This window comes from Paraburkholderia dioscoreae, assembly GCF_902459535.1.
Taxonomy (GTDB): domain Bacteria; phylum Pseudomonadota; class Gammaproteobacteria; order Burkholderiales; family Burkholderiaceae; genus Paraburkholderia; species Paraburkholderia dioscoreae.
The window spans coordinates 191772-201230 of sequence record NZ_LR699554.1; the positions used below are offsets into that span (position 1 = coordinate 191772).

The window sequence follows — 9459 nt, forward strand, 5'->3', positions numbered from 1 at the left end:
CCCGCTTCCGGACCCGCCAATCTCGCAGATCAACTGCGCGGCACGCCGTCCTCTACCAACACCGCAATCGGCATGGCGGCCAGCGCATCGCGCAGATACAACAGCCCCTTCTCGTCGACCTTCGGCGCGGCGGGACTCAGCCAGTCGAACAGCGCTCTCGCGGACAGATCGGATGGCATCTCCACCGCCGTGTCCTCCCATTTCGCGGGATCGACCATTGGCAGATCGCCTTGCTCGCCGAGCAAACCGGCAGCGAGCCGGCTCGCCACCACCACGGCCCATGCATTGCCGTGGCGGCGCGCAAACGCGATCACACTCGACGCGTGCTTGCCGCGCGCGGCGAGCGGCAGATATTCGCTCTGACTCAACAACTCCGGCAAATGCGCCCGCAACGCGAGCACGCGTTGCACTACCGCGAGCTTCACGCGTCCATCATGCCAGCCCGGTAGGAATTCCGATGGCGGCGTTTGGGCGAGCCACGCCTCGCGTTTGGCGAAATCGACGGGCCGGCGATTGTCCGGATCGACCAGGCTGAAGTCCCACAACTCGGTGCCCTGATAAAGATCGGGAATCCCAGGCGATGCCAGTCGCAATACCGTCTGCTGCAAACTATTGAGCGCACCCGCGCGCCCAATTCGCGCGACGAAGGCGGACAATTCCTTCAGGAATCCATCGCGCCGCTGCGGTGCGAGAATGTCGAACAGGAAGTCACGGCAACCGGCCTCGTACGCTTCGTCGGGCGCGAGCCAGTTGGTTTGCAGCTTGGCTTCGCGCAACGCCTTCAACTGCCATTGCGCGACGCGTTCGGCCAGTTCCTTTACGCCGGCTTCGTCGTCCGGTTGCAGATCCGGTGGCCAGCAACCCACCAGCGTTTGATACAGCATGGCTTCGGCGGCGGGGCCGGGCGCCCAGTCGTAGCTCGTGTCCTGGCCAACACTGCTGACCGGCTTGCCGTCCAGCGCACGACGATGCGGCGCATTCAGCGTGGACCATGCGCGTAGCGTCGCGCTCCACTCGTGGGCAATCTCGCTCAGCACAGCGAGCCGCGCGCGCACGTCTTCGCCACGTTTGTGATCGTGGGTGGCCGTCGCGAGCATGGCGTGAGGGAAGCGCTGCGACCGTTCGAGATTCGCCGCGTGAAACCGTTCGACCGACAACGCGAACTCGCCCGGGTCCGAGCCGACTTCGTTGCGCGACAACAGCCGGCCATAGCGATAGCACGCTGTGTCCTCCACTGCTTTCGCCGCGACCGGCGCGGTCAACTGCGCAAACAGCGTCTGCGCGGTGCGTCGCGCGGAACCGGCATGGCTCGGCGGCACGCCATTCTGACCGGGTTGCGTCGGCAGGCCGCTTCGTCCGGTGGGCGCTTCTTCGGCGCTGCCGCCGAGCCACGCATTCACGCGTTCGAGCGTGACATGGTCCGCGCGCGAAAGCGACCGTCGCGCGCCCTCCAGAGCCTGCTCGAAGTAGACGTTATCCGCCGTGCTGCGCAGACCGTTCTGCGGATAGATTCGATACACCGGAAAATGCACGACCAGTTCGATCAGCACACGACGCAGCGTGGTGAAGGTGAAGTCGCGCGTGGTTAGCGAATCGCGGGCAATGCGATGCAATGCCCGCGCTGCGCGGTCGAGTTCCGCCGCGAGGTTTTCGGCGAGGATCTGGCGGCGCGCGGCGAGCGCTTCGTCTGCGAAAAGACCGCTGCGGCCGGTCAGTTCGGTCCACGTCTGCGCGAGCGGCGCGGCACCGGCCGGATCGTGCAGCAGCGCGCCGACGTCGCTCATGAAGTCGTAGCCGGTCGTGCCGTCTACCGGCCAATCGTCGCGCAGCGGTTCGCCACGACCGAGAATTTTTTCGACTACCACATACGGCGCGGTATCACGCAGTTCCGTGAGACGCTGCCGCAAACGCTGACAGTATTCACGCGGCTCGGCGAGGCCGTCCACGTGGTCGATTCGCAAGCCGTCCACCACGCCTTCCTGATACAGCCGGAAAGGCAGCGCATGTACCGCCTCGAACACCTCGGGCCGTTCCACACGCACCCCGGCAAGTGTGGAGATGTCGAAGAAACGCCGCCAGTTGACCTCGTCGGACGCGGTGCGCCACCACGCAAGACGGAAGTGTTGCCGCTCGATCAGCCGATGCAGGCGGTCGCGCGTTACCGGGTCGTCCGGAGAATACGTTTCGAGTACGAACTCGATCGCCGAGCCGCCGTTCTGCACGACGAATTCGCGCAGCATGTCGCGGCCTTCGGCGGCGCGCGGATGATCGGTGGGCTGGGTGGTCAGTCCGTGGAAGCGCTCGGCGAGCGCGGTGAGATCGGGACGGTCGGCGCTTTGCAGGATCGACGCGTAGTCGATTGGGCACACCGGAAACACGTGTGGTCCATAGCCGATATAAAAACGCCCTATGTCGGCCGCGAAATGCAGCGCAATGCGGCCGGCGGCCAGTTCCTCGCCGTACGGCGCACCGAGCGTGGGCAGCAGCACCTTGCCGCGCAACGCCGGATCGGGCGAATGCCAGTCCACGTCGAAATGGCGGGCATAAGCGCTGTGACGGCCCCATTCGAGGATGTCGAGCCACCAGGCATTGCTGGCGCCGCCGACGCCCATATGGTTCGGCACCGTGTCGATGATCAGCCCCATGTCGCGCGCGCGCAGTTTGTCGACGAGGCGCTTTAGAGCCGCCTCGCCGCCGCATTCGGCGCTGACCTGGGTGTAGTCGACGGTGTCGTAGCCGTGCATGGAGCCCGGCTCGGCGGTCGTGACGGGCGACGCGTATACGTGACTGATGCCGAGCTCGGCGAAGTAGTCGACATGCTTGGCGGCGTCGTCGAAGGTGAAGCCTCGATGGAACTGGAGTCGAAGCGTGGAGCGCGGGACGGTCATGGCGTATCAGGCTCCGAAGAAGCGTTGGAAGAAGGAACCGAGGCGGCCGCGGCGCGGCGCTCGCGATCGACCGCGAGCAGGCGGTCGCAGAAGGTGTCGTTCTGGAACAGTTCGTCGACCGGCAGCGTGACGCGGCGGCGCCAGTTCGGATGCTCGTCGATCGAGCCGGGCAAATTAGGCTGCTCGACCTGCGCGAGCAGATCCTCTAGCGGAAACGTCACTAGCGGGCCGGGCGTGGCGGCCACGAAAGCGAGCGCTTCGTCCACCGGCGCGCTGTCGGGCGGCGGCGCAGGGACGTCGTGCGCGGCCACGCCGGCCTGCTGGAACGCGTGCCACAGCAATGCGCGATCTTTCGCGCGCTCTTCCTGGGCGGCTTCCTCTGGATCGCGGCCGTCGGCGCGCGCCATTGTCTGGCCGATCCGGTTGCGCCACGTGATGTCGCTGCCGCGCCACCAGCCGGCGACCGTCGGCAGATCGTGCGTGGTCGTGGTGCCGACCGCATTGCGGTCCCAGGCTTGGGGCGGCTTGAACCCCTTGCCGTCGTGCGCGCTTTCGAACCACAGCACGCGAATGCCGGCAATGCCGTGCTCTTCGAGCCGCTCGCGAAAACCGGGCGGCACGGTGCCGAGATCTTCGCCGATCACGATTGCGCGGTGCCGCCACGATTCGAGCGCGATCAGACGCAGCAGGTCTTCGAGCGGATAGCGGAGATACGCGCCGTTACGTGCGCTTTCGCCTTCCGGCACGAGCCACAGCCGCCGCAAGCCGAGAATGTGATCGATGCGGATGCCGCCGGCATGCGCGAAGGCCGCGCGCAGCATGTCGATGAAGGCGGAGAAGCCCTGCATGCGCATGGCGCGCGGCGAGAACGTGGTAAGCCCCCATGCCTGGCCGGCCTGGTTGAACAGATCCGGTGGCGCGCCGACCGACACGCCTTGCAGCATGTCGTCGCGATACGACCATGCATGACTGCCGGCGCTATCGCAGCCGACCGCGAGGTCGGCGATCAGGCCGACCGCCATGCCGGCTTCGCGCGCCGCGTGCTGCGCGTGCGACAACCCCTTGGCGGCGAGCCATTGCAGAAACAGATGGAAATCGACCTCGTGACGATTGGCCTCGGCAAAAGCTTCGACTTCCGGGCTGCGCGGATCGCTCAGCGCTTCGGACCAGTTACGCCAATGTCCATTGCCGCCTTCTTGCGAGAGTTGCGCCGCCTGCAGCGCTTCGAAGCGCGCGTGATCTTCGAGCGCGCGTCCGGCCCGTTCGCAGAAGCCGTGAAATTCCAGCGCGCGCGGCGTGTTCTGCGCGCGTTCGTCCACACAGAACCGCTCGTACAGCGCGCGCAAAACCTTCAGCTTCAGGACGACCGCGCTCGGCCAGTCGATCAACGGCAGGTCTTCGAGTTTCGACCAGGCGTCGCCGGCCTGCGCGGCTTCGAGCGCGGCCTGGGCCACGTCCGTGCCGAACACGGCGGCGGGATCGATATGCGTGACGTTCAGCCACAAACGCGACGACGGCGAATATGGACTGAAGCGGTTCGGTTCCGCGCTGAACATCGCGTGAGTCGGGCTGACGGCGAGCGCGTGCGCGCCACGCTTCGCGCTTTCGACGGCGATCTGCGCAAGCGCCGAATAGTCGCCGATGCCGCCGTCGCCGATGCGGCGCAAGCCGTACAACTGTGCGGCGATGCCCCACAGTGGCGGCGCGGCTTTGTCGCGGCCGGCGTCGTCATCTTGCAGCGTGCGCCACGCGTCGGCGGCGGTGTAGCAGCGCGGCGGCGCGACGGCGAGCGTCACGCGTTGCTCGTTGATCACGAGCGTGTGATAGCCGGGCTCGTCGATCGGTGCAAGCAGGGCTTCCTCGCCTTTGGGCGCCGTGAACCGGCCGTCGATGATCGAGCCGCTTTCGAGCTCGATCCGGTAATGGCTGCCCGATCTGATCGCCGCAGCGGGCAGGGCGATGCCGCGGCCGACCTCCGCGGTCATCAGCGGCGGCAGTTTGCGGCCCGATAGTTCGGCCTCCAGCACGGCCGAACTCTGGCGGATTTGCGTCGCGTTACCGCACGGCAAACCCATCCGCTCGAGCAGCACGGCTAGCGTGTTCTCGGGCACATGTTGCGTCGTATGGTGCGCGTCCTGCCACTCCACCTCGAAACCGGCGCGCGCGGCAAGATTGACGATGGTGTCGGTATGGCGTCGGGTAATCACGCGTGGCGCTCCTGTTGGCTGGCAATGCGCGCATCGTGGTGGATGGCATAGTCGCTGACGTCGCCGGTCAGCCACGCGACGAACGCGTGCGCGGGCAACACCTTGACGTCGACCTGTTCGCGCACGCGCGGCGGCGTTTCGAAAATCACTTTGCCGGCCGGCAGGTCGGCCAGCGCGACGTTTTCTTTCGAGAGATTCAGCGCGATCGACAACGTCTCGCCGTCGGCAAGTTTCCAGCGGGCGATCAGCGCATTGGCATCGCCCCCGTTCGCGGCGCTCAGCACGGTTACGCCGCATGCCTTGCTGTGTTTCAGGCGCGGTGTGATCAGCTTCGCGCGTACGGTCAGCGCGGATTTGTAGAAGTGCATCCAGTCGAGTCGGTCTTTTGCTTCGTCGTCGGTGTGCTGCGACGTTTCATCCGGCGCGGGCGGCGACGATGTCGCGAAGGTTTTCACGTCGTTCGGATCGGGAATCTGTGCGCGCCGTTTCTCGTCGCTGAACGATGAAAAACGCGCGAATTCACGGCGCCGGCCTTCGCGGACCGCGTCGGCGAGATCGCCCGTGTAGTCGGTGAAAAACAGGAACGGCTGCGTGGAGCCGTATTCCTCGCCCATGAAGAGCAGCGGGATTTGCGGCGACAGCAGAAGCAAACCGGTGGCGGCGCGCAGCGCTTCGTCCGAGGTCAGTTTGCGCAGGCGCTCGCCGAATGCGCGGTTGCCGATCTGGTCGTGGTTCTGCAGGAACATCACGAAAGAAGTCGGCGGTAAATGTGTGCTCGCTTCGCCGCGCGGCTTGCCGTCATGAATCGGCGACGGGTCGCCCTGATAGGCGAAGCCTTCCGATAGCACACGCGCGAGCCGGCGGATCGGCTGGTCCTCATATGCGTGGTAATAACCTTCCGTTTCGCCGGTCAGCAGCACGTGCAAGGTGTTGTGCGCGTCGTCGTTCCACTGCGCGTCGAAATGGGTTTCCAGCAGGTTCGCGCTGTTGTGTTCGTTTTCCAGCACCAGATGCACATGCCGGCCGTGCTGCACTTTGGCGCGGATATGATCGGACAATTCGCGCAGCCAGGCATGATTGTCGATGGCGTGCACCGCGTCGAAACGCAGTCCGTCGATACGATATTCGTTGATCCAGTAAACCGCGTTGTCGGTAAAGAAATCGCTCACTTCACTGCGCTCGAAATCGATGGCTGGCCCCCACGGCGTATGCGTGCCTTCGCGGAAAAACGAGCGGGCGTACTCGTGCAGATAATTGCCGTCCGGTCCGAAGTGGTTATAGACCACGTCGAGAAATACCATGAGACCGAGACCATGCGCGGCGTCGATCAGCGCTTTCAGGTCTTCGGGGCGGCCGTACGCTGAGTCAGGCGCATACGGCAATACGCCGTCGTAGCCCCAATTGTGCGTGCCGGAAAAGTCGTTCAGCGGCATCAGTTCGATCGCGGTGACGCCGAGCGCGGCGAGCTCGGACAGGCGCTTCTGCACGCCCGCATAACCGCCCAAGGTGCCGACGTGCAATTCGTACAACACCGTTTCTTCCCACGGCCGGCCATGCCAGTTCGTCTGTTCCCAACGGTACGCGCGCGGATCGATGACTTCGCTCGGCCCGTGCACGTCCTGTGGCTGGAAGCGCGACGCCGGGTCGGGCACCGCACGCTCGCCATCCAGCCGGAAGCGATATAGCGTGCCCGCGCCGCTGTCGACGCTGGCTTCGAACCAGCCATTGCCGGCCGGCGTCATGTCGTGCGTGCCTTGCGCGGGTCCGTTCTCGATTTCCACCTGAACGTGCTTGCAGGACGGCGCCCAGAAGCGAAACCGCGTGCGCGGTTTCGCGGCCGTCGCGCCGATCAGTTGCGCGCCGAACGGCAAACAGTGCGCGTGATGATGCGCATGGGGATCAATTGGACTTTCGGACATGATTCGTCACCATTCAGTTTTACTTTCGAGCCGCCTTTAACGCGCCGATCGCACCTGTGATACCTCGCGCGTAACCGGGCGGCCGCCCTGACTGTTCCCGCTTCTCGGCGCCGCCGCCGTCTAGGTGGTCGGCGACGCGTCGCTCGTGGGCGCATGCGCACCCGGATCGGGCGGAAGCGCCGTCAGGAGCCGCGGCCCATGCTGTGGGCCGGGCTTCCAGCCTGCCTGCCAGTCTGCTTCGCCTACCGGCCGCGCGGCCAGCATCACGAGGCTGTGCGCGGCCACTTCGATCTCCGCGACCGCCAGCCGATGCGGTGCGTTCTCCGGTTCAGCAGTGTCTAACAGCACATGCCATTCCAGATGCGGTGCGGGAGGCGTAAACCGCAGTGTTTTCTCGTTGGCGTTGAGCATCATCAACAATACTTCTGTTTCGCCGTTCAAGCCTGGGCCGGCGCGGCGCAATGTGAACGCACGGCCTTCGGGATCCTGCCAGGCTTCGATGGTGAGCGGGTCGCCCCGTTCGTCGAACCAGCCCACATCGAACAGGCCGGGCAACACTTCACGATCGCCGAACAGAAAACGCGTTTCGCGCAGCAGCGGATGTTGCTTGCGCAACGCGATCACACGCGCGACGAATTCGGTCATCTGCCGACCGTCCGGCGATTCCGCGCGCTCCCAGTCGAGCCACGACAGTTCGTTGTCCTGGCAGTACGCATTGTTGTTGCCGTGCTGCGTGCGCAGCGATTCGTCGCCGGCCAGCACCATCGGCGTGCCGAGCGCCATCAGCAGCGTGGCGATCAGCGAGCGGGCCACGCGTTTACGGGTGGCGAGAATCGCCGGGTCGTCGCTCTCGCCTTCGGCGCCCCAGTTGCGGCTGCAGTTTTCGTTGTGGCCGTCGTTGTTGTCTTCGCGATTGGCTTCGTTGTGCTTCTGCTCGTAGGCGGTGACGTCGGCCAACGTGAAACCGTCATGCGACGTGACAAAATTGACCGATGCCCACGGCTTTCTGAAGCGGCGGTTGAACAGATCGGCCGAGCCGGTCAGACGCGCGGCGAGATCGGGCCGCAAGCCGGCGTCGCCGCGCCAGAAACGGCGCACGGTGTCGCGGAAACGGTCGTTCCATTCGCCGAAGCCCGGCGGATGATTGCCGAGCTGATAACCACCCGGCCCGATATCCCACGGCTCGGAAATCAGCTTGCGTTGCGACAGGATCGGATCCTGGCGCAACGCGTCGAAGAAACCGGAGCCGGGATCGAAGCCGTGTTGCTCGCGACCGAGCGTGACGCCGAGATCGAAACGGAAGCCGTCGATATTGAATGCCGTCGACCAGTAGCGTAGCGAATCCATCACCATTTGCAGCACGCGTGGATGCGGCAGATTCACGGTGTTGCCGCAACCGGTGTCGTTGATATGGTGACGTTCGTCGCCGGGAATCAGGCGGTAATAGCTGGCGTTGTCAAGGCCGCGCCACGACACCGTCGGGCCCATCTCGTTGCCTTCGCAGGTGTGGTTGTAGACCACGTCGAGAATGACCTCGATGCCGGCCGCGTGCAACTGGCGCACGGCAATGCGCATTTCGTCGAGCCGGTGCGTGCTGAGGTAGGACGGTTCCGGCGCGAAAAATGCCGCCGAGTTGTAGCCCCAGTAGTTGCGCAGGCCACGCTCCACCAGAAAGCGATCGTTGAGAAACGCGTGCACGGGCAGCAATTCGACCGCGGTCACGCCGAGTTTCAGCAGATGGTCGATGAATTCCGGCGAAGCCAGCGCCGCGAACGTGCCGCGTTCGTGCTGGCGCAAATCGGCGCGCAACATCGAGGCGCCGCGCACATGCGTTTCGTAGACGATGGTTTCGCCCCACGGCACATTCGGCCGCTTGTCGTGCGACCAGTCGAACGCTTCGTCGATCACCACGCATTTCGGCATGGCGGGCGCCGAATCGCGCCGGTCGACGGAAAGGTCCGCGCGATTCGAATGCACGCGGTAACCGAATAGCGCATCCGACCAGCGAAACTGTCCGACCAGCTTGCGCGCGTAGGGATCGAGCAGCAGCTTGTGCGGATTGAAGCGATGCCCATGCTGCGGCTGATACGGCCCGTGCGCGCGAAACCCGTAGGCAGTGCCGGGATGCGCGTTGGGCAGGTAGCCGTGCCAGACTTCGTCGGTGCATTCGGGCAGCGTGTAACGGCGCAACTCCTTGCGCCCGGTGGGATCGAACAGGCAAAGCTCGATTTTTTGCGCGTTCGCCGAGAACACCGCAAAGTTGACGCCGAGGCCATCCCAACTGGCGCCGAGCGGATAGGGCGAGCCGGCAAGAAGCCGGTCGGGCATTGCATGCGACATGATTCCCCTTCCTGTTCTGATTGTTGAACGCTATCGTGGGTCTTCATGCAACGAGCGCGCGGCGCGAAAATGACGCACGCCGCGCGCTCGCCTTACTGCACCTGC

The 9459-nt window shown here is 65.0% G+C and carries 4 protein-coding genes; all 4 read right to left on the reverse strand.

Features of this window, described 5'->3' with window-relative positions:
* Positions 1 to 29: 29 nt before the first annotated feature.
* Positions 30 to 2888 (reverse strand): malto-oligosyltrehalose synthase, encoded by a 2859-nt coding sequence (gene treY / locus PDMSB3_RS21135; RefSeq protein ID WP_165187605.1) that lies wholly within the window; start codon positions 2886 to 2888, stop codon positions 30 to 32.
* On the reverse strand, positions 2885 to 5095 hold the full coding sequence (malQ, locus tag PDMSB3_RS21140) for a 4-alpha-glucanotransferase (RefSeq protein ID WP_007178803.1): 2211 nt from the start codon (positions 5093 to 5095) through the stop codon (positions 2885 to 2887). The genes treY and malQ overlap by 4 nt, the downstream gene beginning before the upstream one ends.
* Positions 5092 to 7014, reverse strand: coding sequence for a malto-oligosyltrehalose trehalohydrolase (gene treZ, locus PDMSB3_RS21145; protein WP_007178804.1), 1923 nt, complete (start codon positions 7012 to 7014; stop codon positions 5092 to 5094). Before treZ ends, malQ begins: the two co-directional genes overlap by 4 nt.
* A gap of 120 nt (positions 7015 to 7134) precedes the next feature.
* Positions 7135 to 9354: a glycogen debranching protein GlgX gene (glgX, locus tag PDMSB3_RS21150; RefSeq protein ID WP_007178805.1), complete on the reverse strand. Its 2220-nt coding sequence runs from the start codon at positions 9352 to 9354 to the stop codon at positions 7135 to 7137.
* Positions 9355 to 9459: the final 105 nt, after the last annotated feature.